This window comes from Mesorhizobium sp. P2_F8 (genome assembly GCF_056403655.1).
Genome location: NZ_JBFUFB010000009.1, coordinates 1 through 26,334 on the forward strand (window position 1 = coordinate 1; position 26,334 = coordinate 26,334).

At 63.6% G+C, this 26,334-nt stretch carries 29 protein-coding genes; 5 read left to right on the plus strand and 24 right to left on the minus strand.

Annotated features, from left to right (window positions below):
* From AC1DZP_RS21800 to AC1DZP_RS21810, 3 genes are all read right to left on the minus strand, one after another.
* Positions 1-233, minus strand: a 233-nt coding sequence (locus tag AC1DZP_RS21800; protein WP_477305293.1) for a DUF480 domain-containing protein, incomplete at its 3' end; no start/stop codon positions are given.
* Positions 234-464: 231 nt separating this feature from the next.
* A complete protein-coding gene (locus AC1DZP_RS21805; RefSeq protein ID WP_477305295.1) occupies positions 465-1,088 on the minus strand; it encodes a succinate dehydrogenase iron-sulfur subunit in 624 nt (207 codons plus the stop codon).
* 97 nt (positions 1,089-1,185) lie between these two features.
* Entirely contained in the window at positions 1,186-2,610 is a 1,425-nt protein-coding gene (locus AC1DZP_RS21810) for a sulfatase-like hydrolase/transferase (RefSeq protein ID WP_477305299.1), read from the minus strand.
* A gap of 437 nt (positions 2,611-3,047) precedes the next feature.
* On the opposite strand from AC1DZP_RS21810, the gene AC1DZP_RS21815 reads away from it, so the two are divergent.
* The gene (locus tag AC1DZP_RS21815) at positions 3,048-3,266 is read left to right on the plus strand and encodes a hypothetical protein (protein ID WP_477224696.1); all 219 of its coding nucleotides are present in this window, start codon (positions 3,048-3,050) and stop codon (positions 3,264-3,266) included.
* Here AC1DZP_RS21815 and AC1DZP_RS21820 read toward each other — a convergent pair.
* The 5 genes from AC1DZP_RS21820 to AC1DZP_RS21840 all read right to left on the minus strand — a co-directional run bounded on the left by AC1DZP_RS21820 (position 3,244) and on the right by AC1DZP_RS21840 (position 6,971).
* The gene (locus AC1DZP_RS21820) at positions 3,244-3,681 is read right to left on the minus strand and encodes a DUF3052 family protein (RefSeq protein ID WP_477224697.1); all 438 of its coding nucleotides are present in this window, start codon (positions 3,679-3,681) and stop codon (positions 3,244-3,246) included. The two genes, AC1DZP_RS21815 and AC1DZP_RS21820, sit on opposite strands and share 23 nt — an antisense overlap.
* Positions 3,682-3,683: 2 nt before the next feature.
* On the minus strand, positions 3,684-5,522 hold the full coding sequence (sdhA, locus tag AC1DZP_RS21825) for a succinate dehydrogenase flavoprotein subunit (protein WP_477305301.1): 1,839 nt from the start codon (positions 5,520-5,522) through the stop codon (positions 3,684-3,686).
* A 1-nt stretch (position 5,523) separates the two neighbouring features.
* Positions 5,524-5,919, minus strand: coding sequence for a succinate dehydrogenase, hydrophobic membrane anchor protein (sdhD, locus tag AC1DZP_RS21830; protein ID WP_379023756.1), 396 nt, complete (start codon positions 5,917-5,919; stop codon positions 5,524-5,526).
* A 2-nt stretch (positions 5,920-5,921) separates the two neighbouring features.
* On the minus strand, positions 5,922-6,326 hold the full coding sequence (gene sdhC / locus AC1DZP_RS21835) for a succinate dehydrogenase, cytochrome b556 subunit (protein ID WP_477305303.1): 405 nt from the start codon (positions 6,324-6,326) through the stop codon (positions 5,922-5,924).
* A gap of 246 nt (positions 6,327-6,572) precedes the next feature.
* Positions 6,573-6,971 (minus strand): hypothetical protein, encoded by a 399-nt coding sequence (locus AC1DZP_RS21840; RefSeq protein ID WP_477305305.1) that lies wholly within the window; start codon positions 6,969-6,971, stop codon positions 6,573-6,575.
* Positions 6,972-7,223: 252 nt separating this feature from the next.
* Between AC1DZP_RS21840 and AC1DZP_RS21845 the strand changes: the two genes are divergently transcribed.
* On the plus strand, positions 7,224-7,580 hold the full coding sequence (locus AC1DZP_RS21845) for a hypothetical protein (protein WP_477305307.1): 357 nt from the start codon (positions 7,224-7,226) through the stop codon (positions 7,578-7,580).
* A gap of 7 nt (positions 7,581-7,587) precedes the next feature.
* Here the strand turns inward: AC1DZP_RS21845 and AC1DZP_RS21850 are convergent, their stop codons facing one another.
* The 9 genes from AC1DZP_RS21850 to rplS all read right to left on the minus strand — a co-directional run bounded on the left by AC1DZP_RS21850 (position 7,588) and on the right by rplS (position 16,222).
* Entirely contained in the window at positions 7,588-8,784 is a 1,197-nt protein-coding gene (locus AC1DZP_RS21850) for a GGDEF domain-containing protein (RefSeq protein WP_477305309.1), read from the minus strand.
* A gap of 76 nt (positions 8,785-8,860) precedes the next feature.
* On the minus strand, positions 8,861-10,057 hold the full coding sequence (locus AC1DZP_RS21855) for a GGDEF domain-containing protein (protein WP_477305311.1): 1,197 nt from the start codon (positions 10,055-10,057) through the stop codon (positions 8,861-8,863).
* A gap of 163 nt (positions 10,058-10,220) precedes the next feature.
* Positions 10,221-11,630, minus strand: coding sequence for a 3-isopropylmalate dehydratase large subunit (gene leuC / locus AC1DZP_RS21860; RefSeq protein WP_457150746.1), 1,410 nt, complete (start codon positions 11,628-11,630; stop codon positions 10,221-10,223).
* A gap of 272 nt (positions 11,631-11,902) precedes the next feature.
* Positions 11,903-12,538 (minus strand): class I SAM-dependent DNA methyltransferase, encoded by a 636-nt coding sequence (locus tag AC1DZP_RS21865; protein WP_477305313.1) that lies wholly within the window; start codon positions 12,536-12,538, stop codon positions 11,903-11,905.
* Between the two features lie 58 nt (positions 12,539-12,596).
* Positions 12,597-13,406 (minus strand): amino acid ABC transporter permease, encoded by an 810-nt coding sequence (locus AC1DZP_RS21870; protein ID WP_477305315.1) that lies wholly within the window; start codon positions 13,404-13,406, stop codon positions 12,597-12,599.
* Between the two features lie 236 nt (positions 13,407-13,642).
* Entirely contained in the window at positions 13,643-14,440 is a 798-nt protein-coding gene (locus tag AC1DZP_RS21875) for a transporter substrate-binding domain-containing protein (RefSeq protein ID WP_095084031.1), read from the minus strand.
* 175 nt (positions 14,441-14,615) lie between these two features.
* Complete coding sequence (locus AC1DZP_RS21880; protein ID WP_477305317.1) at positions 14,616-15,101, minus strand: MarR family winged helix-turn-helix transcriptional regulator; 486 nt, start codon at positions 15,099-15,101, stop codon at positions 14,616-14,618.
* Positions 15,098-15,532, minus strand: a complete 435-nt coding sequence (locus AC1DZP_RS21885) for an organic hydroperoxide resistance protein (RefSeq protein WP_477305319.1) — start codon at positions 15,530-15,532, stop codon at positions 15,098-15,100. The genes AC1DZP_RS21880 and AC1DZP_RS21885 overlap by 4 nt, the downstream gene beginning before the upstream one ends.
* Positions 15,533-15,676: 144 nt before the next feature.
* Positions 15,677-16,222, minus strand: coding sequence for a 50S ribosomal protein L19 (gene rplS / locus AC1DZP_RS21890; protein ID WP_477305321.1), 546 nt, complete (start codon positions 16,220-16,222; stop codon positions 15,677-15,679).
* Positions 16,223-16,549: 327 nt separating this feature from the next.
* Here rplS and AC1DZP_RS21895 point away from each other — a divergent pair, with 327 nt between their 5' ends.
* A complete protein-coding gene (locus tag AC1DZP_RS21895) occupies positions 16,550-17,302 on the plus strand; it encodes a sulfite exporter TauE/SafE family protein (protein WP_477305323.1) in 753 nt (250 codons plus the stop codon).
* Here AC1DZP_RS21895 and trmD read toward each other — a convergent pair.
* Positions 17,284-17,982 carry a tRNA (guanosine(37)-N1)-methyltransferase TrmD gene (trmD, locus tag AC1DZP_RS21900; protein WP_477305325.1) on the minus strand — a complete coding sequence of 233 codons (699 nt, stop codon included), beginning with the start codon at positions 17,980-17,982 and terminating at the stop codon, positions 17,284-17,286. The genes AC1DZP_RS21895 and trmD overlap by 19 nt on opposite strands.
* On the minus strand, positions 17,979-18,578 hold the full coding sequence (rimM, locus tag AC1DZP_RS21905) for a ribosome maturation factor RimM (RefSeq protein WP_477224712.1): 600 nt from the start codon (positions 18,576-18,578) through the stop codon (positions 17,979-17,981). Before rimM ends, trmD begins: the two co-directional genes overlap by 4 nt.
* A 171-nt stretch (positions 18,579-18,749) precedes the next feature.
* On the opposite strand from rimM, the gene AC1DZP_RS21910 reads away from it, so the two are divergent.
* Complete coding sequence (locus AC1DZP_RS21910; protein WP_477305698.1) at positions 18,750-19,688, plus strand: tyrosine recombinase XerC; 939 nt, start codon at positions 18,750-18,752, stop codon at positions 19,686-19,688.
* A gap of 156 nt (positions 19,689-19,844) precedes the next feature.
* Positions 19,845-20,912 (plus strand): TraB/GumN family protein, encoded by a 1,068-nt coding sequence (locus AC1DZP_RS21915; protein WP_477305700.1) that lies wholly within the window; start codon positions 19,845-19,847, stop codon positions 20,910-20,912.
* A gap of 665 nt (positions 20,913-21,577) precedes the next feature.
* On the opposite strand, the gene lpdA is transcribed toward AC1DZP_RS21915, so the two are convergent.
* From lpdA to odhB, 5 genes are read right to left on the minus strand one after another with little or no spacing between them, the layout of a single operon-like run.
* Complete coding sequence (lpdA, locus tag AC1DZP_RS21920) at positions 21,578-22,984, minus strand: dihydrolipoyl dehydrogenase (RefSeq protein ID WP_477305327.1); 1,407 nt, start codon at positions 22,982-22,984, stop codon at positions 21,578-21,580.
* A 24-nt stretch (positions 22,985-23,008) separates the two neighbouring features.
* Complete coding sequence (locus AC1DZP_RS21925) at positions 23,009-23,764, minus strand: SDR family oxidoreductase (protein WP_477305329.1); 756 nt, start codon at positions 23,762-23,764, stop codon at positions 23,009-23,011.
* On the minus strand, positions 23,761-24,270 hold the full coding sequence (locus AC1DZP_RS21930; RefSeq protein WP_477305331.1) for a hypothetical protein: 510 nt from the start codon (positions 24,268-24,270) through the stop codon (positions 23,761-23,763). The genes AC1DZP_RS21925 and AC1DZP_RS21930 overlap by 4 nt, the downstream gene beginning before the upstream one ends.
* Positions 24,271-24,279: 9 nt before the next feature.
* The gene (locus AC1DZP_RS21935; protein WP_477305333.1) at positions 24,280-25,032 is read right to left on the minus strand and encodes a DUF4241 domain-containing protein; all 753 of its coding nucleotides are present in this window, start codon (positions 25,030-25,032) and stop codon (positions 24,280-24,282) included.
* Between the two features lie 16 nt (positions 25,033-25,048).
* Positions 25,049-26,329 (minus strand): 2-oxoglutarate dehydrogenase complex dihydrolipoyllysine-residue succinyltransferase, encoded by a 1,281-nt coding sequence (gene odhB, locus AC1DZP_RS21940; RefSeq protein WP_477305335.1) that lies wholly within the window; start codon positions 26,327-26,329, stop codon positions 25,049-25,051.
* Positions 26,330-26,334 lie beyond the last annotated feature (5 nt).

The following is a 26,334-nucleotide window of genomic DNA, read 5'->3' on the forward strand; positions in this document are numbered from 1 at the left end:
CCTGCCGGACCAGGCCCTTCTGCTCCCTTCTGCTCCAACTGGCTCAGCGCCCGCCTGACCTCGACAAGCTCGACCGCCATCACCGGCTCGCGCGCCGTCTTCTGGTTGGCCGCGGCATGCGCGCCGTTGAGCGTCAGCGGATAGACATCCGGCGTCAGCTCCTTCTTCTCGATCAGGCAGCCGAGCACGCGCGCCTCGACAGGGGAGAGAATGGGAAGGTCGGTATCTGTCATGGCGTCGCTATCCTTCTGAGGCCGGCRGGACAGCACCCCCTCTGTCCTGCCGGACATCTCCCCCGCAAGGGGGGAGATCGGCAGCTTTAGCGCGGTCAGACCATTCTCGCAAAGTTGGAAATTAGCGAAAGCCGGGATGACGGCCAATCTCCCCCCTTGCGGGGGAGATGTCCGGCAGGACAGAGGGGGGTGGGAAGGATCGCAACGGCTGAGGTGATTTCCCCACTAAAACTACACCCTTCTCTCCACCATCATCTTCTTGATCTCGGCGATCGCCTTGGCCGGGTTGAGGCCCTTGGGACAGGTCTGCGCGCAGTTCATGATGGTGTGGCAGCGATAGAGCCGGAACGGGTCTTCGAGGTTGTCGAGCCGCTCGCCCTTGGCCTCATCGCGGGAATCGATCAGCCAGCGATAGGCCTGCGTCTTCAGCCACGGCTGGATCGAGGCGTGCTGGGCATAGAAATTGGTGAGGTCGGGCACCAGGTCCTTGACCACCTGCATATGCGGCAGCGGATAGACCTTGACGGCGCCGGAAATGTCGTCGCAGCCCTTCGTGCATGCGAGCGTGTTGGAGCCGTCGATGTTCATGGCGCAGGAGCCGCAGATGCCCTCGCGGCAGGAGCGGCGCAAGGTCAGCGTCGGGTCGATCTTGTTCTTGATCCATAGCAGCGCATCGAGCACCATCGGCCCGCAATCGTCCATGTCGACGAAATAGCTGTCGATGCGCGGGTTCTCGTCATCGTCCGGCGACCAGCGGTAGATGCGGTATTCCCTGAGATTGGTCGCGCCTTCCGGCTTCGGCCAGGTCTTGCCCTGCTGGACCTTCGAGTTCTTGGGGAGCGTAAGTTCGACCATTGGCGTGCCTCTGAACGTGACCTTTTAATCGGCTTCTGGGTGCCAAATCAAGGCGCTATCTGGCATCGAACACTTGCCGCCGGTGTGCACCCTGGCATTAATGCGGCTCAGCCTCGGACGCCGCGGCCGTCCGTGCCGGTTTCAGCTGCCAGAATGATCTGACGAGCACATCCTCGGCATGGATCGCGTCATCGAACTGGCCCTGTCCAAGTGCCTGGACCAGCGTCGGTCGATCCCCAAGCAGCGAAACGCCAAGGGCAGCCTGGTCATTTGGGAGCGGCACGCCTAGCGCCTCCAGAATGGAGGGAAATACGTCAATCGTGCCCGAAAGCCCGGTATACGCCTTGGAGGGAATGCCATCGCCCGACAGGGAGAAAAAATTGCGCCGTTCAAACGTGTTCAGGCGATCCGTCACCGTGCTCGGCGCGCTGAGGTGGTCACTTTGCAACGCCAGAACGGTGTTCCTCATCAGACCTTCGGCCTCGGCTTTGTGGATGAAGTCTGCGACCAGCATGTTGGTGCATTTCACGGCATGGAGAATATTGGGGGCTTGTGGGGAAAGTCCTGTCTTGCCGATACATTTGTCAGTCAGGTAGCCATCCGGCGCATGCCCACCACTGACGGCGATCGTCAGCGAGACCGGTTTGCCGTCTCGGTTCGCGCGCCGCAAAACGTCGAAGCTCATGTCCAGAACCTGGGCGTCATCGGCGCCAAAAGAGCTGCCACGCCCACCGACGGCGGCCATCACTTCGGATCCCCCAAACAGCGATGAATAGCCATGGGTGGAATAGAATTCTCCCTGACCGGTGAAGCCGAGCGGCCAACCGGAAATGAAGTTCTGCTGATAGCCTCGCGCCTTCAGAACATCGCCCAGGCAGGTCAGGCCTGGCAGGAATTGCGAATTCTCCTCCATGTACTGGCGCGTTGTGAAATACGCTATTAGCAGCGGCGTTCCACAGTTGGCGGCGACCATCCCGGAGATGGAGTTGTTGGTGTAGGCAAGTTGCACCATGTTGGTCGCCGAAACGCCACGCCTGTCGAATTCGCGCAGCGGGCCCATGACGTCGCCGAACTCCGCCTCGTTCATGTAGGTGCGCTCGGCACTCTCGATGAAAATATGAATGAGGTTCCTTGGCGCGACGGTCTCCGACGCTGTTCCGGCCGGTTTTGTCAAAGAGGTGATATCGACGAACCGCTTGGACAGGAAATCATGCAGCGGGTTGAGATGGATCGCAGCCGCGATCGGGCGCGTCAGCATCGGGTTTGCCGCCAGGAAGAACGCCATCAAGGCAACGTCCAATCTTCGTGTCAGCGTGCCGCGCGCCTTCAGTGCGCCAAGGCCGAAAAGAACGACCAAAATGACCAGTATCGTGCTTCCCGTATTCAACAGACATTCGAGAACGACACCGGGCGTGAGAACTCCGGCGTCGACATGCATGAACATCGCGCCCCAATCGAAATAGCCGAAAACACTTTCGACGTAGACATAGAAAAGGAAGAGAAAACAAGGAATAAGCGACAAGTAGGCGCTGAACCACCTGCTTGTTGGCTGATCCGACCTGACCCCTTGGAGGCGATCCAGCAAGAGAAGCGAGCACAGAGCGCCCAGGCCAAGGACCGCCAGCAGCCTTTTCTCCTGAAGATAAACCAGCGACACGAGCCAGGTGAGCGACCCCACCGTAGCGACGCTGACCAATGATCCAATTGGCCAGCAACGAATAGCATGAAATCCGCGCATACTTCGCACTCGATCGACGATTTCCGAAGTGGATATCGAAAATCACTTAAAGCTATACTAAGGCAATGCTGATGAGCGCAAATATCAAACGGCCAATTACTTTCGAGATCGCTAATATACGTCGCTCAAAAGTGACCTCGGTTTTGGGCGAACGGCGTGCATGAGCGGTTCGACGTTTCCGTGAAACGGTGAACCGCTCTAAGCGCATTGTTGTGTGAGAGATGGACGGCCTCGTATTTCAGGCGAGCGCCGAAATTCTCGATCGGACGGGCCAGCCGGTCGATCTGTGCAAAGTCGACAGCGCCAGCCATATCGCAGAGGTCATCGAAAAGCGCGATAGAGACCGTGCGCCATCCGGCTTCGGTCAGGTTTTGCCTTGCTGGATCTTCGAATTCTTGGGGAGCGTCAGTTCAACCGTTACCTGCGGTCTTTTCGGATGACGAGCTTCAGCCCGGACCAGATTTCATTGACGGCGGCGACTTTCACATCGACCAGGTCGCGCTTCAGCGCCTCGGCGCGAACGACGCTCTCGGTGACGTCGGTCGGCACCTTCGATGCCTTTTTCGGCCAGGACACCCAGACCATGCCGTCGCGCTTGATCGCCGCTTCGACATCGCCGAGGCGATCCTCGATCTCGGCACGCTGCCGGGTGAAGGCATGGACGGCATCGTATTTCTGGGTCGTTCCCGAAATCTCCGACCAATCGGCCAGCCGGTCGACCGAAGAGAAACGCGCGGCATCCGTGAGATCGTCCAGGTCGTGGGGCAGCGCGATAAAGGCTGCGGTCATGCCGTCCTTCAGGCCGAGCTTGGCCGGAAGGGGCGTACCGGAATATCCTGCTGCCGCCGGCGCCATCGTCAATACACCCTGGCCTTGGGCGCGATCTTGGCGAGGCTGATGCCGCCGTCCTTTTCCGCCAGCAGCGGCTCGGTATGCACCGGCCGGTAGGACAGCGTCACCTTGCCGTCTTCGCTGAGCCGGGCCAGCGTATGCTTGCGCCAGGCCGTGTCGTCGCGTGCCGAGAAGTCTTCCCGCGCATGCGCCCCGCGGCTCTCCTTGCGCGCCTCGGCGCTGTAGACCGTGGTGATGGCGTTGGCCATCAGGTTCTCCAGTTCCAGCGTCTCGACAAGGTCGGAGTTCCAGATCATCGAACGGTCGACCACTTTGATGTCCTTCAGTTCGGTCCAGATTTCCGAAATGCGCTTGCAGCCATTCTCCAGCGATTCCTGCGTGCGGAACACCGCCGCGTCTTCCTGCATCGCCCGCTGCATCTTTTCGCGCAAGCTTGCCGTCGGCGTCGAGCCGTTGGCGTGGCGGAGCCGGTCGAAGCGGTCCATGATCTTTTCGACCGAGGCTTCGTTGGGCGCGGGGATCGCCGACTTGCGGTCGATGACCTGGCCGGCCCTGATCGCCGCAGCGCGGCCGAACACCACAAGGTCGATCAGTGAGTTCGAACCCAGCCGGTTGGCGCCATGCACCGAGGCGCAGCCCGCCTCGCCGACCGCCATCAGCCCGGGCGACACCTTGTCCGGGCTCCTTGGCGTCGGGTTGAGCACCTCGCCCCAGTAGTTGGTCGGCACGCCGCCCATATTGTAGTGCACCGTCGGCAGCACCGGGATCGGCTCCTTGGTCAGGTCGACGCCGGCAAAGATCTTTGCCGATTCCGAAATGCCCGGCAGCCGCTCGTGCAGCACGGCCGGATCGAGATGGTCGAGGTGCAGGAAGATGTGGTCCTTCTTCGGGCCGACGCCGCGCCCTTCGCGGATCTCCAGCGTCATGCAGCGCGAGACGACGTCGCGCGAGGCAAGGTCCTTAGCCGACGGCGCGTAGCGCTCCATGAAGCGCTCGCCCTCGGAGTTGACGAGATAGCCACCCTCGCCGCGCGCGCCTTCGGTGATCAGGCAGCCGGCGCCGTAGATGCCGGTCGGGTGGAACTGCACGAACTCCATGTCCTGCAATGGGAGGCCGGCGCGAGCGGCCATGCCGCCGCCGTCACCGGTGCAGGTGTGGGCTGAAGTCGCCGAGAAATAGGAGCGGCCATAGCCGCCGGTCGCCAGCACCACCATCTTGGCCGAGAAGCGGTGGATGGTGCCGTCGTCGAGGTTCCAGGCGACGACGCCGGTGCAGGTGCCGTCCGGCTCCATGATCAGGTCGAGCGCGAAATACTCGATGAAGAACTGCGCGTTATTCTTCAGCGACTGGCCGTAGAGCGTGTGCAGGATGGCGTGGCCGGTGCGGTCGGCGGCCGCGCAGGTGCGCTGCACCGGCGGGCCCTCGCCGTAATTCATCATGTGGCCGCCGAACGGCCGCTGGTAGATCTTGCCCTCCTCGGTGCGCGAGAACGGCACGCCATAGTGCTCGAGCTCGTAGACCGCCGCCGGCGCCTCGCGCACCAGATATTCCATGGCGTCGACATCGCCCAGCCAGTCCGAGCCCTTGACGGTGTCGTACATATGCCACTGCCAGGAATCGGGCCCCATGTTGGACAGCGAAGCGGCGATGCCGCCTTGCGCCGCCACCGTGTGCGAGCGGGTCGGGAAAACCTTGGTGATGCAGGCGGTGCGCAGGCCCTGTTCGGCCATGCCGAGCGTCGCGCGCAGGCCGGCACCACCGGCGCCGACGACCACGACGTCGAATTTGTGGTCGACATAGGTGTAAGCGGAACCGGTGTTGGCTCCTTTTGCGTCCTTGGCCAACTCAGCCTCCGAATGCCAGCTTGAGCAGGGCGAAGATCGAGGCGACGCCGACCGCTATGGTGAAAAACGTATTGAGCGCGATAAGCGCCAGCTTCATGCCCTCGCCATGCACGTAGTCCTCGATGATCACCTGCATGCCGAGCCGCATATGGATGAGCCCGGAGATGAGCACCAGGGCCAGCACCAGGGCCACGAACGGATTGGCAAGCGCCGCCCGCACGTCCGCATAGCCGGCGCCGTTGAGCGCGATCAGGAAACCGACGAAGAACAGCGTCAGCGGGATGTTGGCGATGGCAGTGAGGCGCTGGCGCCAGAAATGTCCGGTGCCCTCGCGGGCCGAACCCAGGCCGCGGACTTTCGCCAGCGGCGTGCGCATGTCGGTCTTGCCAGTGCTCATGATCAGGCTCCCCGCGCCACATAGCCGGCGATCCAGATCAGCAGCGTGAGCAGGATCGAGCCGGCCAGCGTCGCCCAGGCGATCTTCGAGGCCGTGTGCTTCTCCAGGCCAGCGCCGGTATCCCATACCAGGTGGCGCACGCCACCCAGCATGTGGTGCATCAGCGCCCAGGTGTAGCCGAACAGGATCAGCCGGCCGAGCCAAGTGCCGAAGGCCCAGTTGACCCAGTCGAACGTCGGCTGCGAGCTTGCCGCCGCCATCAGCCATATGGCGACCAGCAGCGTGCCGAAATAGAGCGCGCCGCCGGTAATGCGATGGATGATCGACATCGTCATGGTGATCGGCGGCCGGTACACGGTCAGGTGCGGCGAAAGCGGTCTTGCGCGGGTGGCTGGTGATTTGCTCATGGCTCCCCCAGATCGGCGTCCCTGGAGCCTCAGGTGGAAATGCGGCATTGCCGCTTCCGGATGCGACTTCGGACAGCCGGTTTCTAATGCTCTTTTTGCACCGCGTCAAAGCCAGAAAACCGTTTCGAAAACGTAATTTAGTCTGACTAAAAGGCAGGCGCAGGCTTCAATCGATTAGCGGTGATTGGGCCGAAGCCGGCTCGCTATCGCTGCAGTGCAACATACCGGTCCGACATGGCCCCCAAGTCAGCGCTTACAGGTCACCGGCGTCGACCCAGCCTTCATGACCAGCGCTTCGCGGCCATCGATCACAATCGCGTCATGCGCCTGCTGGTAACGGCTGTTCTGGTTGGCTGGCGAGGCCTGCAGATCTTCGCTGGTACCGTCGGACCCGAGAACATGCACCGAGGTGCCGAGATTCTCGATGGTCATCCTGCCGCCATCGGCGCAACTGTAGGTCGCGGTGCGCGGCTGCGGCGAGGTCATGTCGGTGCCGGCACCGCCCGCCGAGGCGGCAGGCGCCAGCGAGAACGACGTTGCGGCTCTGTTGCCGGCTCTCGGAGGATCATTCTGCGGCACGCAGGCCATGGCGACCAGAAGCGGCAACAGGAAAAGCGTCACCCGAAACGTCCGGCCTGGCGCCATATGCTGTCCCTCCCGCGCGGCAAACTGGCCACGATACGTTGCCAAGATCAAGGTCGTCAGACGCCGAGCTTGACGCCGGCCGCGATGGTGCGGCCAAGCATGGCCGAAAGATGGCCACCGGGTTTTCCACCCAGTCGGATATTAACCATGTTCACCGAGACATCGCCACGAATCGCGCCGGCCTCTTAACAAAGGTTAAGAAAAGGTTAATTTCTGATTCGAGGAGGCTTTCCTCTAAGCAAGGAGGACGCCATGCGTTCGAACTCGGAAAGAATGCGCCTTGTGGCGCTCATCGTGGCGGCTTCCGTCGTTGGCCTGGCGGCGCCAGCGCTCGCCGGCGCACGCCACCACGACCGCGTCTACGCCGATTCGCTCGGCAATCTCGTCATCGACAGCGCCGCCGGCTACAAGCGCATCCTGGTTGGCGAAGGCAAATTGGCCCAGCAGCTGTCCGACTACACCAGCGCCGGCCAGCCCAGGGTGATCTACGAGAATGACGAAATCACCGGCTCCGGCGATTGTTACCGGCCGCCGGTGTTCGTGAAGGGCCGCAGCTATATGTACGGGCTTGCTGATGGCGAGATGCCCGAGCTCAGCCCCTGCCAGTGATCCGGATCTAACCAGCGCCGGCTGTAATCTCTCTTCCGCCGGCCGGCCCGGCGGAGACACGCACACAATCGCGCCCGGCATTCTTCGCCTGGTAAAGTGCCTGGTCGGCGCGCCGCATCAGACCGGCAAAATCCTCGCTCGGATGAAGCTCGGCGACGCCGAAGCTTGCCGTGCAGCGATTGTCCACCGGCAGTCCATCGATGGGCAGCGCGCTGAAAGCGCTGCGCGCGCCCTCGGCGAACAGCCGGGCGGCGGCAAGGTTGGTTCCCGGCAGGATGATGGCGAACTCCTCGCCACCGATTCGGCCGGCGACATGGTGACCAGCGGCGGCCTCGCGCAGGAAACCGGAAAAAGTCTCGATCACCCGGTCGCCGGACGCATGGCCGAAGCTGTCGTTGACGCTCTTGAAATGATCGAGGTCGGCGATGACCAGCGCGACCGGCACGCCTTGCCGCACCGCGCCCAGCACCGCCAGCTCCGCGTGGCGGGCGAAGCCGCCGCGGTTGAGCAGGCGCGAAAGCGTGTCCGTCTCCGACCTCGACGGCACCTCGGCGAGCACGTCGCGAACCAGGATGGCCAGAATCAGCAGCGCCAGCGCCAGGCCAAAGACGGTGCCGAGCGACTGCGACACCAACGCGTAGTTGCTTTGCAGATAGGCCTGCGGGTTGGCGCCCCAGCCGCCGAGCGCATGCGCGATGAACGGCTTTGAGGCAAACTGCAGCCCGCTGGCCGCCAGCACCGCCATCAGGATGCGGTCGAGACGGGCGTGCCTTTGCCTCGACGACCAGACGATCACGAGACCGATGAACTGCATGACCGCATAGGGAAGCTGGTAGGCCATCATGCGGGCCAGCGACTGGCGCGGCAGGTCCTGCACGAAGTACACCGCGACAGAGGTGGCGACGAGGAAGAACAGCATCTGCTTCCACGGTGGCGATACGCCGTATTTGTGCGCCAGCCCGCCATTGAAGGCGATGGTGGCGCCAAGGAACACCGCGAAGGCGGCGACGACCACCGGCCGCGCGTTGTCGAAGGCGGGGATGCTGAATTCGATGGCGAAATACACCATGCCCAGCAGATAGCCGAACGCCAGCCAGCGCGGCGCGGCGCGACCGGCCTCATGCAACGCGACCGCGATGAAGGACGCCGCCAACAGGCCGGCGACCGACACATTGATCAACAGGATGAAATTGGCGCCGCTCATAGTCTTCCCGAACCCGCGCCGACAGCTAAGCATCGAGCGGCGAAGAAGACGTTAACGCTGGCCCGGCGGGGCGCGATCAGCCCACCTTGAGCGGCTCCGGCACGAACACCGTTTCCGGGCGCTCGTAGGACAGGCGCACGCTGTCGCGGCCATTCTTCTTGGCCTTGTAGAGCGCATCGTCGGCACGGCGCATCAGCGGCTCCAGCGCCTCGTCGCCGCTGCGGGCCGCCACGCCGAAACTCGCTGTCACCTTGGTGCCGGCAGGAAGCCCGTCGACCTGGCCGGCCGAATAGACCGTGCGCACGGCCTCGGCGAACAGCCGCGCGGCGGCGAGATCACTAAGCGGCAGCAGCACGGCAAACTCTTCGCCGCCGATACGCCCGGCAACGCCGCGCGTCCCGGCGGCCAACCGAAGCTTGGAAGCGAAGTCGGCGATCACGCGATCGCCCGCCGCATGCCCATGTACGTCGTTGAGCGCCTTGAAATGATCGAGGTCGGCCAGCACCAGCGCGACCGGGAAGCGGGCCGTGGCGCAGTGGCGCAACAGCTGCATGCCTCGTTCCTCGAAGCCGCGGCGATTGAGAAGACCCGAAAGTGGGTCGGTGTAGGTCTCGGTCTTCAGCGCCTTCATCACGTCAAGTGCCGCGGCGGAGAACAGGCAAAGCGCAATCAGCAGCGACAGCAGTGCATGCGACAGCAGCGCCGTCGTCCAGTAGGACGAGGCATAGAACCCGTCATAGCTGGTGAAGGGTCCGTGCGCGATGACGACGACAAGGGTTCGCACGAAGAAGTTCAGGCCCGACAGCAGCGACAGCGCGAACAGGATGTTTTCGCTCGGGCCATTGCTTCGCACCGGGCGCAGTTCGGCGGCGACCAGAAGACTGATCCCGCCGAACGCGAAATTCATCGCCAGGATGCGCCAGGTGAGATCCGGCGCGACGAACAGGAGCCAGCAAAACGACGCCAGGCCCCCGCCGGCCAGTACGCCGATCCCGACATAGGGCACCTTGCGGCCATAGCGGTGGATGATGGCGCTGGACAGGCAGCAACCGGCAACGGTGAAGCAGATATTCGACGTCAGCTTGGTCAGCTGCATGCCGAAGGGCAAGGTGAAATACTGCAACAGGAAGCCGACCGCCGAGAGACCGTAGCTGATCGCCAGCACGGCGAGATACGGGCGGTGGCGTTGATAGGACCATAGCACGAGGAAGGCCGCGCCGAGTGCCAGCGCGATCGTCGGATTGAGCAGCGCTATCAACAGGCCGGTGTCCAAAGGACTGTGACTTCCCCTCGCTTACGTCAGGGAAGACCTTAGGGTGCAAGCCCAAACAAGCAGTTAAGCGAAAGCTGAATATGCAACGGAGCGGATGAAAAAGACCCCGGAGCCACAAGGCGGTCCGGGGTCTGGCATGCATTAGAAGCCGAAGGCTCCAGCGTTATTTCCACTCGCGGATATCGACGAAGTGGCCGGCGATCGCCGCCGCCGCCGCCATCGCCGGTGACACCAGGTGGGTGCGGCCCTTGAAGCCTTGCCGGCCTTCGAAATTGCGGTTCGAGGTCGAGGCGCAGCGTTCATGCGGCTTCAGCCGGTCGTCGTTCATGGCAAGGCACATCGAGCAGCCCGGCTCGCGCCAGTCGAAGCCGGCGGCAACGAAGATCTTGTCGAGGCCTTCGGCTTCCGCCTGTTCCTTGACCAGGCCGGAGCCCGGCACGATCATCGCATCGACATGCGGGCTGACAGTCTTGCCTTCAACCACCTTGGCGACGGCGCGCAGATCCTCGATGCGGCCATTGGTGCACGAACCGATGAAGACGCGATCGAGCGTGATGTCGGTGATCCTGGTGCCCGGCGTCAGCCCCATATAGTCGAGCGCGCGCTGCTTGGAGGTGCGCTTGTTTTCATCCGAGATATCGTCCGGGTTCGGCACGATGCCTTGCACCGACACGACATCCTCGGGCGAGGAGCCCCAGGAAACGATCGGCGGCAACTTGGCCGCGTCGAGCACGATCACCTTGTCGAAATGCGCGCCTTCGTCGGACTGCAGCGTCTTCCAGTATTCCATTGCCGCATCCCACGCCGCGCCCTTCGGTGCGCGCGGCTTGTCCTTGACATAGGCGAAGGTTGTCTCGTCTGCCGCGATCAGGCCGGCGCGCGCGCCGCCCTCGATCGACATGTTGCAGATCGTCATGCGGCCTTCCATCGACAGCGCACGGATCGCCTCGCCGGCATATTCGATGACATAGCCGGTGCCGCCGGCGGTGCCGATCTCGCCGATGATGGCGAGGATGATGTCCTTGGCGGTGACGCCATCCGGCAACTGGCCGTCGACACGCACCAGCATGTTCTTGGCCTTGCGCTGGATCAGCGTCTGCGTCGCCAGCACATGCTCGACCTCGGACGTACCGATGCCGTGCGCCAGCGCGCCGAAGGCACCGTGGGTCGAGGTGTGGCTGTCACCGCAGACGATGGTCATGCCGGGCAGCGTAAAGCCCTGCTCCGGGCCGATGATGTGGACGATGCCCTGGCGGATATCGTTTTCCGAATAATATTCGACGCCAAAATCCTTGGCGTTCTTGGCCAGCGCCTCGACCTGGATGCGGCTTTCCTCGTTCTTGATGCCGAACTTGCGCTCGGGCGAGGTCGAGACATTGTGATCGACCACGGCCAGCGTCTTTTCCGGATGCCGGACCTTGCGGCCGCTCAGGCGCAAGCCTTCGAAGGCCTGCGGGCTAGTCACTTCATGGACGAGGTGGCGGTCGATGTAGAGCAGGCAGGTGCCGTCGTCCTGGCGGTCGACGACGTGGTCGTCGAAAATCTTGTCGTAGAGGGTGCGCGGTGCGCTCATGTGCGTAAATCCGTCGATATGAGAATGGGAAAGAGCAGATGCCGGATCACCGGTCCGGCGAAACGACCTGGACAGGTCGGCCTAGTGTAGTCGGCTGGTCAGCGCGCCGGAGACGCGCGCGGAGAAACGCGACGGCAGGCGTTTTCTGTCCTGCAGCACGAACCCCTTATAGGCCGGATCGCCAAAAAGCTCTTCCATGGCGTGGCTCATACCAATGTTTTGGCTTTTCGGCAATTGGAAGCTGCCGTCGCAGGACGTAGGTTCCTCTCCCCTCACATCACCTCAAAAACTAATGTCTTCACCAGCGCATCGGGCTCGGCGATCGCGTAGCAGCGGAACCATGGGCTTTGCTCGACCAGCCGCCATGTCTTCGCCTGCTCCAGTTCGTCGAACACGGCCTGGAAGCCGCCGCTATCGAACACTTGGTCGCGCACGGTGAAGACGGCATGGCCGCCCTTCCGGGTGATGCGCACCAGCTCATGCAGGCTCGAGGCCGGCGCATGGCTGATGGTGAAAACACCGGTTGAGAAGAAAGCGCGGAAATGGCCATCCGGCCACGGCAGCGGCCCGCCCAGCATCGCTTGTTTCAGCTCGCTGTAGGCATTGCGGCTGCCGGCGATTTTCAGCATGTCGTCGGAGAGGTCGAGCCCGGCAATGTCGCGGTAGCCCAGCGCCTGCAGCGACGGTCCAGAGAGGCCGGTGCCGCAGCCGGCATCGAGCAGCGGTCCGTCGCCCGCCGCCACGTGGCGGGCCACCCAGGCGGTGATCAGGAAGGGCAGGAGATAACCGAGCGAAGCCGTCTCGCTGTCATAGGTCGCGGCCCACGCGGCATAGGCCTCGGCCAGCGCTTCCGGCGTGTCGGCGGTGTAGACGGAATCAAGCGCCGCATTGGCTTTGTCGACGATCATGTGACGTCCTCATTCGAGATATGGAGACAAGGATCGTAGCGCCGTCTTCGCTCAAAAACTATTCTTCGTGCTGGCGACGCAACCGCCGTTCCAGCGCCCGCAAGGCCAGCGACAGGCCGACGGTCAGGATGAGATAGATGTAGGCGACGATCGAATAGGTCTCGAAGAAGCGGAACGAGCCGGCGGCATAGACCTTGCCCATCTGCGTGATGTCGGCGACGCCGAGCACCGAGACCAGCGAGGAATCCTTGACCAGGGCGACGAAATCATTGCCGAGCGGCGGCAGGATGGTGCGGATCGCCTGCGGAAACACGATCAGCCGGAAGCGTTGAGCGCGTGTCAGGCCGAGCGCCTTCGCCGCCTCGATCTGGCCCTTCTCGACGGCCTGGATGCCGGCGCGAAAGACCTCCGAGATGAACGCCGAATAGCCGATGGTCAGCGCCATGATGGCGCGCCACAAGAGCGACACGTCGCGCACCAGCAATTCGCCCACGAGGCCGGCATTCTGAAACGGTGCGGTCAGGGCATTCCAACCCGCGACGAAGGCCGGCGCGCCGACGAAGGCGATCCAGAACAACAGCACCAGGATCGGCACGCCGCGGATGATCTCGACATAGAAGCGGGCGATCTGGCGTAGCCAGCGCGAGCCCGACAGCCCCATCAGCGCGACGCCGAGGCCAATGCCAGACGCCAAAACGAAGGCAATCACGGTGACGAAAACGGTAATGCCTATGCCCTTGGCAACGGTGGCGAAGACCTGGGCGTAGAGGTTGCTGGTGGCAACGAAGACGGCCACCGCAATCGCGATGGCCACGGCCACGACCAGCCACCAGGGGAAGTCGGATTTTGAGGTAGAAGCGGCCTGCATCAGAAGGATTGCACCAAGGCACCCCCCTTTGGCCTGCCGGCAATCTCCCCCGCAAGGGGGGAGATTGGAAGCTCCGGAGGCAGTGCTTCAACATTGGCGATTGGCGAAAGCGGGGGCGACATCTGATCTCCCCCCTTGCGGGGGAGATGTCCTGCAGGACAGAGGGGGGTGGGAAGAAACGATGTTCGTGCAAGGTTCAGCGCGCTAGAACCACCCCACACCCGCGCCAAGACGAACTACTGCCCCATCTTGTAATCAAGGAACCATTTCTTGTTGAGCGTGTCGAACGTGCCGTCGGCCTTGAGCGCCGCGATTGCCGCGTTGACTGGCTTCACCAGATCGGAGCCCTTCGGAAAGATAAACCCGAAATCCTCGGTGCCCAGCGGCCCGCCGATCAGCTTCAGCTTGCCGTCGGAGGCATCGACATAGCCCTTGCCCGCGGTACCATCGGTCAGGACGACATCGACGTCGCCGGACTTCAACGCCTGCACCGTCGCGCCGAAAGTCTCGAACAGTTTGATGCGCGGATTCTGCTCATTGCCGTCGAGCACGCTGTAGACGGCGGTGTAGAAGGGCGTCGTGCCGGCCTGGGCGCCAATCAGCCCGTCCTTGAAAGCGCCGAAGGTCTTGGCGTCCGTGAAGCGGCTTTCGTCGCCGCGCACCAGCATGAACTGTTCCGACCGCATATAGGGGTCGGAGAAGTCGACCTTCTGCTTGCGGTCGTCCTTGATGGTGATGCCGGTCATGCCGATATTGTACTGGTTGTCGGAAACCGCCTGGATCATCGCGTCCCAGGAGGTGTTCTGGTACTCCACGGTGAAGTTCAGCCGCTTGGCGATCTCGTTCATCGCATCATATTCCCAGCCGATCTGTTTTCCCGTCTTGGCATCGATGAACTGCAGCGGCGGATAGGCGTTTTCGGTCACCACCACCACCTTCTTGCCGCCGAGATCGGGCAGCGCCTGCGCCAAGGCGGCAACGGGCGTAAGCATGAGGGCAAGCAGGCCGGCCAGCAGCAGTTTCGATTTGGTCATGACACACTCCCCGGAAGTGAAGGCGCCCGGACATCGGCCGGGCATGCAGGAAAATCCGGCGCCGACTTTAGCTTTCCGCAAGCGTCATGCAAGACGGTGCACTGCGTCGGCGCACGTGAAAACGGATTCCATTGCCTTCTATCCGGGGATTCCTGGACGATCGCCGTGGTTCTCGTCAATCGGCGCTCGCTTCCCGCAAACCGTCGATCAGACGGGTCAGGGAGCGGTGCAGGGATTTCAGCTCGTCGCCGTCGAGCGGCGAATGGCACCGCATCGCGGCCGACACCGCCTTGGCGCCCTCGCGCAGGGCTTTGCCCTGAGGCGTCGGTTCGACCAGCACCCGGCGTTCGTCGGCGGCATCGCGCCGGCGCGTGACCAGGCCGTTCGCTTCCAGTCGCTTGAGCAGCGGCGTCAGCGTTGCCGAATCGAGCCCCAGCGCGTCGCCAAGTTCGCCGACCGTGCGCGGTGCATGTTCCCACAGTGCCAGCATGGTCAGATATTGCGGGTAGGTCAGGCCGAGCGGCTCGAGCAGCGGCCGGTAGAKCYKYGTCATCAGCCCGCTCGCCGAATAGAGCGCGAAGCASAGMTGCTGGTCGAGCTTCGGTATCCCGGCGAAATCCGCCGGGACGTCCAGGGGCGAAGGGATCGTTCTGGTGGTCATGCTGCCTTTGCCGGAAGCGCCTTTGCCGAAAGCGCCACCTCGATGTTGCCCTTGATGGCGTTGGAATAGGGACAAACCTCATGCGCTGCCGATACAAGCGCTTCCGCCGCCGCCTGATCAAGACCTTTCGTCTCGGCCGCCAGCGAAACGCCGAGCAGGAAACCGCCCTGACCATTGGGATGCAGGCTGACATTGGCTGTCACCGACGCATCCTGCAGCAGCAGTTTCTGCTTGCCGGCGATGAAGCGCATGGCGCTTTCGAAGCAGGCGGCATAGCCGGCGGCGAAAAGCTGCTCGGGATTGGTGGCGCCGCCCTTACCGCCAAGTTCCTTCGGCATGGCAAGGTCGAGGCTGAGCAGGCCATCGCTGCTCTGGACGTGGCCGGCGCGGCCGCCGACGGCGCGGGCCTGGGTGGAATACAATGCGGTCATCTCGTGTCTCCATTTATATTGTGCACGATTGTTTAGTACACGATATAATAGGAGTCAATCGCGGATATCCAGCCAGTGCTTCATTCCTGAAAACGAAAAAGGCGGCCGAAGCCGCCTTTTCTACAAACATGATTGGCGAAAAACTTATTCGGCGGTCGCGGCTTCCGCGGCCTTGGCTGCCTCAGTCTCGGCGGCTGCCTTCTTCTCGGCTGCTTCCTTGGCGGCCGTCTCGGCGGCCAGAGCCTCGGCGGCTGCCACCTTCTCGGCCTCGATGCGGGCCTTCTCGGCGTTCAGCGCATCGCGCTCGTCATCGTTCAGCTTGCGGGCGCGCACGCCGGTGTTTTCCGAAATACGGGCCGACTTGCCGCGACGATCGCGCAGATAGTAGAGCTTGGCGCGACGCACCTTGCCGCGGCGAACGATCTCGACGCCCTCGACCATCGGCGAATAGACCGGGAACACGCGCTCGACGCCTTCGCCGTAGGAGATCTTGCGGACGGTGAAATTTTCCTGGAAGCCGGAACCGGCGCGGGCGATGACGACGCCCTCATAGGCCTGGACGCGGGTGCGGGTGCCTTCGGTCACGCGGACCTGGACGCGCACGGTGTCGCCGGGCTGGAATTCGGGAAGCTTGCGCTTGGCTTCGATCTTGGCGGCCTGCTCGGCCTCGAGTTGACGGAGAATATCCATCTCAAAAATCCACTTCTTGTTCTTCCGACAGCCAGAGCGTCCGACACTCGCCTTGCAGTTCCGATGACCGCTCGGCTATGCCCTTTATCGAAGACATCGGTGTCCAAGACATCGGGCAGGGGCGACTACACCGTCATTGGTGACGGGTCCGGCAGAGTTTTTCTTGCCGGTACGGGCGGGCACATACAGCTATTTCAGCGCTTTGTCACGCCTGACCCCGAGTCTTTTTTGCCTGCATGGCACCATCATAACCTTCCGGTGCCGGGTTGCGTCCGTATGCCAGGCTTCCTAAGCCGGGCGCAGCACAGTTTTTCGCGGCGGCCTTACATGTCTATCTTCGACGCCATCCTGCTTTTCCTGGCGGGCTTTCTGTCAGGCGCCGCCAATGCGGTCGCCGGTGGCGGCACCTTCATCACCTTCGGCGCCATGACATTGGTCGGCCTGCCGCCGATCGTCGCCAACGCCACCTCCTCGGTGACGCAGTTTCCCGGCTACATCACCTCGACGCTCGCCTACTGGGATGACATCCGCCACTTCTGGCGTGGCGCATCGCTGCTCTGCCTGATCTCGGCGGTCGGCGCGCTGGCTGGCGCGCTGATTCTGCTGGCGCTCGACAATCCGTCGTTCCGCGTCCTGGTGCCATGGCTGCTGCTGGGCGCAACGGCCCTGTTTGCCGCCGGGCCGTGGCTGAAACCGGCGCCGAAGCCGGGGCACGAAGCCGCGGTGGGCACGCTGACCGGTTCATTGGCGCAGTTCATCACCGCCATCTATGGCGGCTTCTTCGGCGCCGGCATGGGCGTGATGATGCTGGCGACGCTCGGCCTCACGCAAGCCGGCGACTATCACCGGCTGAACGCGCTGAAGAACATGCTGGCCATTGTCATCGCCGCGGTGGCGATCGTTGTCTTCGTCTCGGGCGGCGTTGTCGCCTGGCTGCAGGCGATCGTCATGATCCCGGGCGGCGCGCTGGGCGGGTATGCCGGCGTCTGGATCGCCAAGCGCGTGCCGCAGAACGCGGTGCGCGGCTTCGTCGTCGCCGTCGGCCTGTTCCTCGCCTTCTACTACTTCAACAAAGGCTGAGCGCCGGGCAGGTCGGGCCGCCGCTCTTTCGTCAGCGCCTCGGACTCCGCCCGCCGCCAGGCGGCGATCTTCTTGTGATTGCCTGATATCAGCACCTCGGGAATCTCGCGCCCCTCGAATTCCTGCGGCCGCGTGTAATGCGGGTGTTCGAGCAGGCCGTTCTCGAAACTCTCCTCTTCGCCCGACACGGCGTTGCCCATGACGCCGGGCAACAGCCGCACCACCGCGTCGAGCAGCACAAGGGCCGCCGGCTCACCGCCAGAGAGGATGAAATCGCCGATCGAAACCTCTTCCAATCCGCGCGCCTCGATCAGCCGCTGGTCGACGCCCTCGAAGCGGCCGCACAGGATCACAGCGCCCGGCCCGGCGGCAAGTTCGCGCACGCGCGCCTGCGTCAGCGGCCTGCCGCGCGGGCTCATCAGCAGCCGCGGCCGCGCGTCGCCCTCGGGCGAAGCATGGTCGATGGCCCTGGCCAAAACATCGGCGCGCATCACCATGCCGGCACCGCCGCCGGCCGGCGTGTCGTCGACGGTGCGGTGGCGGTCGGTGGCGAAGTCGCGGATCTGGATCGCTTCCAGCGACCATGTGCCACCTTCCAGCGCCCGGCCGGCCAGCGACAGGCCGAGCGCGCCCGGAAACATCTCGGGATAGAGCGTCAGCACCGATGCTTTGAACGTCACCGGTTGCCCCCGGCGTCGCGCGGTCCGCGCGGCCTGCCCTTCGGATCGAAGTCTTCCTCGCGCGGCGCATCGCCATCCTCGTCCTCGAGCAGCCCGGCCGCCGCCGGGTCGACGCGGACAAAGCCCTCGGCGATCGACACATCAGGCACCGCGGCCTGCGTGAACGGGATCAGCACGCCCTTGCGCCCGCCCAATGTCACATCGAGAATGTCGCCACCGCCGAAATTGTGCACGGCCACGACCTTGCCGATCGCAGCACCGGCATCGTCCCGGACCTCCAGACCGACCAGGTCGGCATGGTAGAATTCGTCCTCCTCGCCATCGTCGGGCAACATCGAGCGGTCGACAAACAGTTCGGTGCCGGCGAGCGCCTCAGCTGCGTTGCGGTCGGCAACACCCTTGAAGCGGACAACGACGACGGTGTTGGCGGGCCTGATGTCGATGATCTGGAAGGCGCGGCCGTCCCTGGCATAGAGCGGCCCATAATCGGCCAGCGCCAGCGGTTCACCGGTGAAGGTCTTGACCCGCAATTCGCCCTTGATGCCGTGGGCGGCGCCGATCACGGCCATCTGGACGGGGTTCTGGGGCTTGCTCATGGCGCGATATCCTTTGGCTTTGCTCTAACGCTCCCGGATTGTCATTTCAATGACATGGCTCTTCACCGCTTCCTAACCCGGCTGCCGGAAAATGGCGGCTGATGCATGTCGCCCAAAGGTGGCTCCAGTTTGGGGACAACGGCACGCATGAAGCAAGATTGGAAGCACACCATGCAGGAATTCCTCATCCCGGCAAAACCCGACCTCCAGGCGGCGCGTGAAAGCTGGCTGAAGATGCTGGCGCGCGAGCGCCGGCTGTCGGCGGAGACCGTCGAGGCCTATGAGCGCGACACGCGGCAGTTCCTGCATTTCCTCACCGGCCATTGTGGCGGCTCGCCCGGCATTTCGGACATCGCCAATCTGCGCCCGGCCGATCTGCGCGGCTTCCTCGCCGCCCGCCGCAACGCCGGCGCCGGCGCCCGCACGCTTGGCCGCGGCCTGGCCGGCATACGTTCGCTGCTGCGGTTCCTCGAACGGCGTGGCCTCGTCAACGCGGCCGGTGCGGCAGCCTTGCGCGCGCCGCGCCAGCCCAAATCGCTGCCCAAGCCACTGACGGCAAGCGATGCCAAGCATGTCGTTTCCGTCGAAGGCCAACTGGCGGAAGAGCCGTGGATCGCAGCCCGCAACGCCGCCGTGCTGACGCTGCTCTACGGCTCCGGCCTGCGCATTTCCGAGGCGCTCGGCCTCGCCGCCGCCGATCTGGCATTGGCGACCGACACCGTGCTGCGCGTCACCGGCAAGGGCGGCAAGACGCGGCTGGTGCCGGTGCTGCCGGTGGCGCTGCGGGCGATCGCCGAATACCGCCGGCTCTGCCCCTATCATCTCGACCCGAAGGGCCTTTTGTTTCGCGGCGCGCGCGGCGGCCCGCTCAACCCGGCCATCGTCCAGCGCGACATGGCCAAGCTGCGCTCGGCGCTCAACCTGCCCCATACCGCGACGCCGCACGCTCTGCGCCATTCCTTCGCCACGCATCTGCTCGGCCGCGGCGGCGATTTGCGCACCATCCAGGAGCTCCTAGGCCACGCCAGCCTGTCGACGACGCAGATCTACACCGGCGTCGACACTGCCAGGCTGCTCGAAATTTATGAGTCTGCTCATCCCCGCGCCTGAGTTAGTGTCAAGCGCACCGGCGCACTAGCCGGTCAAAGACAATTTTGCAGTGCCGATTAACCGTTTTGCCGCTTTTTGCGCCTAGACCTGACCATGATCCCGAAAAGTGGGACCCGGTTTTCGGAAAAGGTCATGGTCAAACATGAAGACAGCGTCATGAAACGCGTCATCGCCATCGCCGACCGTGCAGCTTCCGTGTCGCTGAAGCTGCTTGTCGCGCTCAATGTCCTGTTTTTCCTGTCGTTCCTTGCCGTCTTGCTGCTCGCGGCCGGCAGGGCGCATGCCGAGATCCCCACCTGCACCGGCGCCGACATGCTGTCTGCCTTGCAGAAGAGCGATCCGTCGGCCTATCAGAAGATCGAGACTGAAGCCGCCGCCACGCCGAACGGCAAGGGCCTGCTGTGGAAGCTGGAGAAGCCGGGCGAAAAGCCGTCCTTCCTGTTCGGCACCATGCACATGACCGACCCGCGCGTCACCGCGCTGCCGCCGGCCGCGCAGAAGGCCTATGACGCCGCCGCCACCATCGTCATCGAAACCACCGACGTGCTCGACAAGCAGCAGATGATGGCGGCGATGCTCAAGGAGCCGGATCTGATGATGTTCACCGACTCCACGACGCTGTCGTCATTGCTGTCGCCCGACGATGCGGCGGCCATGAATGCCGCACTCGACGCGCGCGGCATCCCGCCGGCAACCGTCGCCAAGATGAAGCCGTGGATGCTCTCGGCCATGATGGCGCTTCCGGCTTGCGAACTCGCCCGACAGTCCGGCGGCGCCCCGGTGCTCGACGTCAAGCTGGCGGAAGGTGCCAAGGCCGCCGGCAAGCCGGTTGAGGGACTGGAAACGGCTGCCAGCCAATTGCGCGCCATGGCCTCTTTGCCACTGGCCTTTCACATGAAGGGGCTGGTCGACACGCTGAAGCTGGGCGACAAGGTCAACGACATCAACGAAACCATGATCGTTCTCTACCAGCGCGGCGACACCGGTATGTTCTGGCCACTGTTCCGTGCGGCCATGCCCAATGAGCAGGACGACCCCGCAGGCTATGCCGCGTTCGAGGAAACCATGATCACCAGCCGCAACAAGGTGATGGTAGATCATGCCCAGCCGATCCTGGCCAGGGGCAATGCCTTCATGGCGGTCGGAGCCCTCCACCTTCCCGGTCCCGAAGGCCTGGTCGAGGATTTCCGCAAAGCCGGCTATACTGTCACCGCTGTCAACTGAGTCGCCGCATGGTGGTGGAGGATCCGGGCGTCGCGTTTTCGGCGTTTTCCTCGACTAGTGTGAAACCCATTCGACGGTAACGCGTTGATGGCTGTTGTTTGATGTTTTTCATCCACGGAGGACACTTTTATGGCGAACACACCGAATCCAAACGACCCGTTCAATTCGTCCACCAACGCTCCTCGCCCAAGCGGCGGTGGCAGCACCTGGCTGATTGTTCTGGTCGTCGTTATTCTGGCGGTTGTCGCGTATTATGTTTTCGGAAGAAGCGGCGGTGAGCATCCGGCACCTGCCGAGGCGCCGGCGGCCAGCACACCGGCACCTGCACCGGCTCCTGCAGAACCTATGAAGCCAGCCGAACCGGCTCCGGCCGCGCCCGCTCCCGCGGCGCCTGCCCCAGCGCCCGCACCGGCTCCAGCGCCTGCGCCGGCTCCTGCCGCACCGGCCAACTGATCAGGCTCGATATCAAATACGAACGGCCCGCCAAAAGGCGGGCCGTTCTGCTTTGTGCGGGCCGCCTTAAAGGCCTTTCCAGAAACTCGCTCCGGTGAGTCAGCTGGCGTGGTTTTCGAGAACCGGAGCGCAGCGGACGTTTGGGTCCGTGAGCACCGGAAGCGGAGAAAACCTCACCGGATGGCCGCCGGAGTAGAGTTTATGAAAGGCCTTTATATGTGGATCGGCTTGAAGAAGGTCGCCAGCGCCGCCTCCTTGACCGCTTCCGACATCGTCGGGTGTGCATGGCAGGTTCGGGCGAGATCCTCGGACGAGCCGCCGAACTCCATCAGCACGGCGGCCTCGTGGATCATCTCGCCGGCGCCGAAGCCGACGATATGGACGCCGAGCACGCGGTCGCTTGCCTTGTCGGCGAGGATCTTGACGAAACCGTCGGTGTGCAGCATCGCGCGCGCCCGGCCATTGGCGGTGAAGGGGAATTTTCCCGCCTTGTAGTCGATGCCCGCCTTCTTCAGCTCCTCCTCGGTCTTGCCGACCGAGGCGATTTCCGGACTGGTGTAGACGACGCTCGGAATGACGTCATAGTTCACATGGCCGGTCTGGCCGGCGATGGTTTCCGCCACCGCCACGCCCTCGTCCTCGGCCTTGTGTGCCAGCATCGGCCCGGCGATGACATCGCCGATGGCGTAGATGCCGGGCACGTTGGTTCTGAGATGGCCATCGGTCGTGACCCGGCCACGCTCGTCGACCTCGACGCCGGCTTCCTTGAGCCCGAGAGTGTCGGAATAGGCGCGGCGCCCGGTGGCGATCAGCACCGCGTCGGCCTCGATGGTCTCGGCAGCACCGCCCTTGACCGGCTCGAAGGTGACGGTCGCGCCCTTCTTGGCCTTGGCGACACCGGTGACCTTGGCGCCGAGCTTGAACTCGAAACCCTGCTTCGACAGCATTCGTTGGAACTGCTTGGAGACCTCGCCGTCCATGCCACCCAGGATGGTGTCGAGGAATTCGACGACGGTGACCTTGGCGCCAAGCCGCGCCCACACAGAGCCGAGCTCGAGGCCGATGACACCGCCGCCGACCACCACCAGATGACCGGGCACTTTCTCCAGCGACAGCGCGCCGGTCGACGACACGATCACCTTCTCGTCGATGTCGACCTTGACGCCGGGAATGCCGGCGACATCCGAACCGGTGGCGATGACGATGTTCTTGGTCTCGATCTCCTCGACCTTGCCGTCCTCGCCGGTCACCGAGACTTTGCCCGCGGCGATCACCTTGCCGGTGCCGCGGAAGCTGTCGATCTTGTTCTTCTTGAACAGGAAGGCGACGCCGTTGACGTTCGACGCCACTGTCGCGTCCTTGTGCGCCATCATCTTCTTCAGATTCAATTTCGGCGCTGATATCTCGACACCGAGCGTGTCGAAGGAGTGGCCCGCCTCGGCGAACATCTCGGAGGCATAAAGCAGCGCCTTGGACGGAATGCAGCCGATGTTGAGGCAGGTGCCGCCGAAGGTCGCGTTCTTCTCGACCACCGCCGTCTTCAGCCCGAGCTGCGCCGCCTTGATGGCGCAGACATAGCCGCCCGGTCCCGATCCGATGATAACGACGTCATAAGCCATGATACTGTCCTTCTTGATTGGGGCTCAGCGGCCGCCGCTTACATTCAGGATCGCGCCCGTCGTATAGGACGCGGCGTCGGATAAAAGATAGAGAACCGCACCAGCGACTTCATCAGCCGTTCCGGCTCTTTTCATCGGAAGCGTATCCTGGATGAGTGCCACCCGGTCCGGCTGTCCGCCGGAGGCATGGATGTCCGTATCGATGATGCCCGGGCGCACCGCATTGACGCGGATGCCTTCCAGTGCCACCTCGCGGGCGAGCCCGATGGTGAACGTGTCAATGGCGCCCTTGGAGGCAGCATAGTCGACATAGTTGTCCGCGGCGCCAAGCACCGCCGCAGCCGACGAGATGTTGACGATAGCGCCACCCTTGCCGCCGTGACGGGTCGACATGCGCTTGACCGCCTCGCGGGCGCACAGGAACGAACCGACGACATTGATCCGCATCATGCGCTCCAGCCGCGAAAAATCCATCTCGTCGACGCGAGCCTTGGCGTCGACGATGCCGGCATTGTTGACGAAGGCATCGAGCCGGCCATAGGCGCGGTCGACGGCACCGAACATGGCAACGATATCGGCCTCGACGCCGACATCGCCCTTGACGGCAAGAGCGTCGCCGCCGGCGGCCTGGATCTCTGCGACCAGCGCATCGGCGGCGTCCTTGTTCGCAGCGTAGTTGACCGCGACGCGGTAGCCGGCCTTCGAGCCGAGCCGGCAGATCGCGGCGCCGATGCCGCGGCTGCCGCCGGTGACCAGCAGCACCTTTTGCGTATCGGTCATTCCTGGCACCCCTTCAAGGCAAACACATCCCACGGCACTTTCGAAAATCCATTGCCGCCATAGGCCGACGATTGACGCAACGACTGCCCAAGATCCGGCAGGATCAGCGTCTTCGGCGCCTCGACGCCTTCGGCAGGCAGCAGGCCGATGCTGCCCTTGTCGTCCGACGTGTAGATGACACCGTGCCAGGCCGTGCAGGCGGCAAGCTCCTCGCCGGTGACGTCGCCCTCGGGGCATTTGTACATCAGCACGCCGTTGGGCCGCGACACGCCCTCGTTCCACATGACGATGCCGTTCAGCACCACATTGTTGTCGAGGATCATCCGGAAGCTGTTGGTGACGGTCGCCGAGGTGCCGGTCGGGCTAAAATCGATCTCACTGCCGCTTTGGGCCTCGCCATAGACGGCGAGTTCGATCGGGCAGGCTGCGATTGTGGCGGTCCCGGTGAACAAAACAGCCAGAGATCCCGCTAGGCATGCGATGGCGGACGACAAGGGGCTTTGCATCGCGGCGACCTACTGGCTCTCGCGGCCATCGGCGTTTTCAAGCACTTCAAAGTCGGTCATCAGCAGCAGCGGCTCGCCAGCCGCGCTGAGTCCCCAGAACGATGGATAGATTCCGTCACCCCAGCCGCTCCAGAACATCGCAATGTTGAGGGGATTGCCGACAACGGGGTGATGCATCGCGAACCGATCCTGGTTGGGCGCAAACTCGGCCGCCAGGACGTCGTCATAGTAATTCTGCTTGGCTTCAAGCTTGTCCTGCTGCTCGGACATCAACGCCATTGCCATCTTGTCCATGAACGAACCAAGACCGGCATCGACGGGATATCCAAATACCTCGTTGCCCTTCAGGGTCGATGCATCCTGATCGGGCAAGGTTGCCAGCTCCCAGCGAAACGGCCTGCCGGGCCGGAAGCGCAGGACTGCTGCAGCAATACGGCCTTGTGCCTCAAGCAACGATACCGGGTAGCGCCCCGGTCTGACCTTGCGGCTTAACGCTGGCCAGTCTGTTCCGGTAGTCAGGGGATCGCAGGCGACAATTTCGCCTGTCGGTAAATCCAGCTCGCCGATCACCGTGACGGTTATCTCGCGCTCCGCCATTTGCGCATCGCTCAGGTCGAAGAGGCCGAGATTGCTGCTCGCCTGCGCCGGATCCCATTCGGCCGACACCACCGCCGCCGTGGACATAGAGGTCCACGGCTCACGCCGTAAGATCCGTAGCCCACGGCCCAGCTTGAACCCCAACTGCTCCAGCCAGCCGCTCATTGCGGATCAGCTCCGCTCACAGATCCAGAACCAGCCGTTCCGGATCCTCCAGGCTTTCCTTGACGCGGACCAGGAAGGTCACCGCTTCCTTGCCGTCGACGATGCGGTGATCGTAGCTGAGCGCCAGATACATCATCGGCCGGATCACGATCTGGCCACCGACCACCACCGGCCGGTCCTGGATCTTGTGCATGCCCAAAATGCCCGACTGCGGCGCGTTGAGGATCGGCGTCGACATCAGCGACCCGTAGACGCCACCGTTGGATATCGTAAACGTGCCGCCCTGCATGTCGGCGACCGACAGCTTGCCGTCGCGCGCGGCGATGCCCAGGCGGCCGATCTCCTTCTCGATCTCGGCGATCGACATCTGGTCGGCATCGCGCACGACGGGCACGACCAGCCCCTTTTCGGTGCCGACGGCGACGCCGATATGGGCATAGTTCTTGAAGATGATGTCGGTGCTGTCGATCTCGGCATTGACCGAGGGGATTTCCTTCAAGGCGTGGGTGACGGCCTTGGTGAAGAAGCCCATGAAGCCGAGCTTCACGCCGTGCTTCTTCTCGAACACGTCCTTGTACTTGGTCCGGAGCGCCATCACCGCGCTCATGTCGACCTCGTTGAAGGTGGTCAGCATGGCGGCGGTCGACTGCGCTTCCTTGAGCCGGCGCGCTATGGTCTGGCGCAATTTGGTCATGCGCACGCGCTCCTCGCGCGACGCATCGTCGCCCGAGGACGGCGCCCGCACCGCAACCGGCGCCGGCGCTGCCCTGGGGGTCTCGGCCGGCTGTGACGGCGCGCCCTTCGAGATCGCGTCGAGCACGTCGCCCTTCAGCACCTGGCCGCGCCTGCCCGAGCCGGAGAGCTGGTCGACGGCGAGATTGTTCTCGGCGATCAGTTTTGCCGCGGCCGGGGCCGGTGGCATGCTGCGCGGCTCGACCGCGCCGGCGTCGCCGGCGATCTTGGCGGTTTCGGCCGCGGCCTGCTTGCCGGTCGATGCCGCATCCGGCGACGAGGCCTGCGACACCGCCTGTGGCTTGGTCGCTGGTGCGGCGGCATCGCCACCCGCCGAAATCGAACCCAGCAACGCGCCGACGCCGACCGTCTCACCTTCCTTGACGGTGATCTCGCCCAGCGTGCCGGCGGCGGCGGCAGGCACCTCCACCGTCACCTTGTCGGTCTCGAGCTCGACCAGCGGTTCATCGGCGGCGATCGTGTCGCCGACCTTCTTGAACCATTTGCCGACGGTCGCTTCGGTGACGGATTCGCCGAGCGTGGGAACGCGGATTTCGGTAGCCATTGTGC

Excerpts from the sequence above, each read along its gene's own strand:
- rimM (WP_477224712.1), bottom strand. The coding sequence starts at position 18,578 with ATGAGCAAGCCCCAGAACCCCGTCCAGATGGCCGTGATCGGCGCCGCC.
- sdhC (WP_477305303.1), bottom strand. The coding sequence starts at position 6,326 with ATGAGCAAATCACCAGCCACCCGCGCAAGACCGCTTTCGCCGCACCTG.
- leuC (WP_457150746.1), bottom strand. The coding sequence starts at position 11,630 with ATGAGCGCACCGCGCACCCTCTACGACAAGATTTTCGACGACCACGTC.
- lpdA (WP_477305327.1), bottom strand. The coding sequence starts at position 22,984 with ATGGCTTATGACGTCGTTATCATCGGATCGGGACCGGGCGGCTATGTC.
- rplS (WP_477305321.1), bottom strand. The coding sequence starts at position 16,222 with ATGGATATTCTCCGTCAACTCGAGGCCGAGCAGGCCGCCAAGATCGAA.
- AC1DZP_RS21845 (WP_477305307.1), top strand. The coding sequence starts at position 7,224 with ATGCGTTCGAACTCGGAAAGAATGCGCCTTGTGGCGCTCATCGTGGCG.
- AC1DZP_RS21875 (WP_095084031.1), bottom strand. The coding sequence starts at position 14,440 with ATGACCAAATCGAAACTGCTGCTGGCCGGCCTGCTTGCCCTCATGCTT.
- AC1DZP_RS21885 (WP_477305319.1), bottom strand. The coding sequence starts at position 15,532 with ATGACCGCATTGTATTCCACCCAGGCCCGCGCCGTCGGCGGCCGCGCC.
- AC1DZP_RS21820 (WP_477224697.1), bottom strand. The coding sequence starts at position 3,681 with ATGGCGCCGGCGGCAGCAGGATATTCCGGTACGCCCCTTCCGGCCAAG.
- AC1DZP_RS21935 (WP_477305333.1), bottom strand. The coding sequence starts at position 25,032 with ATGAGCGGCTGGCTGGAGCAGTTGGGGTTCAAGCTGGGCCGTGGGCTA.
- sdhD (WP_379023756.1), bottom strand. The coding sequence starts at position 5,919 with ATGAGCACTGGCAAGACCGACATGCGCACGCCGCTGGCGAAAGTCCGC.
- AC1DZP_RS21915 (WP_477305700.1), top strand. The coding sequence starts at position 19,845 with ATGAAACGCGTCATCGCCATCGCCGACCGTGCAGCTTCCGTGTCGCTG.
- odhB (WP_477305335.1), bottom strand. The coding sequence starts at position 26,329 with ATGGCTACCGAAATCCGCGTTCCCACGCTCGGCGAATCCGTCACCGAA.
- AC1DZP_RS21925 (WP_477305329.1), bottom strand. The coding sequence starts at position 23,764 with ATGACCGATACGCAAAAGGTGCTGCTGGTCACCGGCGGCAGCCGCGGC.
- AC1DZP_RS21910 (WP_477305698.1), top strand. The coding sequence starts at position 18,750 with ATGCAGGAATTCCTCATCCCGGCAAAACCCGACCTCCAGGCGGCGCGT.
- AC1DZP_RS21865 (WP_477305313.1), bottom strand. The coding sequence starts at position 12,538 with ATGATCGTCGACAAAGCCAATGCGGCGCTTGATTCCGTCTACACCGCC.
- AC1DZP_RS21840 (WP_477305305.1), bottom strand. The coding sequence starts at position 6,971 with ATGGCGCCAGGCCGGACGTTTCGGGTGACGCTTTTCCTGTTGCCGCTT.
- AC1DZP_RS21850 (WP_477305309.1), bottom strand. The coding sequence starts at position 8,784 with ATGAGCGGCGCCAATTTCATCCTGTTGATCAATGTGTCGGTCGCCGGC.
- AC1DZP_RS21930 (WP_477305331.1), bottom strand. The coding sequence starts at position 24,270 with ATGCAAAGCCCCTTGTCGTCCGCCATCGCATGCCTAGCGGGATCTCTG.
- AC1DZP_RS21805 (WP_477305295.1), bottom strand. The coding sequence starts at position 1,088 with ATGGTCGAACTTACGCTCCCCAAGAACTCGAAGGTCCAGCAGGGCAAG.
- AC1DZP_RS21895 (WP_477305323.1), top strand. The coding sequence starts at position 16,550 with ATGTCTATCTTCGACGCCATCCTGCTTTTCCTGGCGGGCTTTCTGTCA.
- AC1DZP_RS21870 (WP_477305315.1), bottom strand. The coding sequence starts at position 13,406 with ATGCAGGCCGCTTCTACCTCAAAATCCGACTTCCCCTGGTGGCTGGTC.
- AC1DZP_RS21815 (WP_477224696.1), top strand. The coding sequence starts at position 3,048 with ATGGACGGCCTCGTATTTCAGGCGAGCGCCGAAATTCTCGATCGGACG.